Raw genomic sequence first — 1,359 nt, forward strand, 5'->3', positions numbered from 1 at the left:
GCATCGCCAGCCTGCCGAAAAACTCCGGCAAGCTGCTGGGCAAAACCGTGGCCCTCTCCTACTGCTCCACCATTCTGGCGGGGCTGTTCGCCTTTACCGTGGCGAGCCACCTGATCCCGCAGCTCACCACCGCGGCCGAGCCCACCACGGCCACGGCTATCAAGCTCGCCTCCTACGTCAATCTGGAGATCCCGCCGCTGTTTGGCGTGATGTCGGCCCTGGCCGCTGCCTTCGTGTTCGGCATCGGCATCAGCGCCACCCAGGCCACCGATCTGCGCCGGGTCGCCGATCAGGGCCGTGACATCATCGACCGCCTGCTGGCCAAGGTGATCATCCCGCTGCTGCCGTTCTATATCGCCGGGGTCTTTGTCGAGATGACGGTAGAAGGCACCGTATTCGCCACCCTGAAAACCTTCGGCGTGGTGCTGGTGATGGCGATCCTGATGCACTGGATCTGGCTCTCGTTGCTGTTTATCGGCACCGGTCTGGCCCTTGGCCGCTCACCGGCCCAACTCATCAAGAACATGCTGCCCGCCTACTTCACCGCGCTGGGGACCATGTCGAGCGCCGCCACTATTCCGGTCGCCCTGCAATCGAGCAAGAACAACGGGGTGAGCGACGGTATCGCCAACTTTACCGTACCGCTGTGCGCCACCATTCACCTCTGTGGCTCCACCATCACCCTGGTGACCTGCGCCACCGCGGTGATGTTCCTCTCCGAGCATCTGGCCATTCCGGGCATCGAGACCATGCTCCCCTTCATCATGATGCTGGGGGTGATCATGATTGCCGCCCCGGGCGCCCCGGGTGGTGGCGTGATGTCGGCGCTGGGCCTGCTCACCTCCATGCTGGGCTTCGGTGAAGCGTCCATCGCCCTGATGATCGCCCTCTATCTGGCGCAAGACAGCTTCGGCACCGCCTGCAACGTCACCGGTGACGGCGTGATTGCCCTGTGGGCGGATCGCTTCGCCAACGGCAACGAGAGCGCAGCCCCTGTGGCCGAGGCCGAACAGGCGTAAGCTCGCCGGGAAGGCACCCGCCATCCGCTGTAAAAACCACAGGCCCGAACCATGTTCGGGCCTGTGTCGTTTCTGCCTCCTTCTCTGCTCTTCCCGGTTCTTCTCTGCCTTTCTCTTTCCCCCTTTACCCCTCTCTGCCGTAAACAGCACTGGCGCAGCCCCCTGCACCCGACAAAAATATTGGCATATGCCAGATACAGGCGTATATGTAGCATATGCCAATTAGGAGCCACCATGCCAAGACCCAAGATTGCCCGCCAGATCTGTGGCCGCCCCGCCAACAGCTGCTTCAAACCCAACGGCCGCCCCATGCATCAGCTGGAGCAGGTCACGCTGGCCC

The 1,359-nt window shown here is 62.8% G+C and carries 1 protein-coding gene and 1 pseudogene; both read left to right on the forward strand.

The features are described from left to right. On the forward strand, positions 1-1,019 hold a 1,019-nt coding region (locus CF137_RS21930; RefSeq protein WP_139721662.1), incomplete at its 5' end, for a dicarboxylate/amino acid:cation symporter. 234 nt (positions 1,020-1,253) lie between these two features. Continuing rightward, positions 1,254-1,359 (forward strand): annotated as a pseudogene (locus tag CF137_RS22505) (DUF134 domain-containing protein); the annotation flags it as partial.

The organism is Aeromonas sobria (assembly GCF_006243315.1).
Taxonomy (GTDB): Bacteria; Pseudomonadota; Gammaproteobacteria; order Enterobacterales; family Aeromonadaceae; genus Aeromonas; species Aeromonas sobria_A.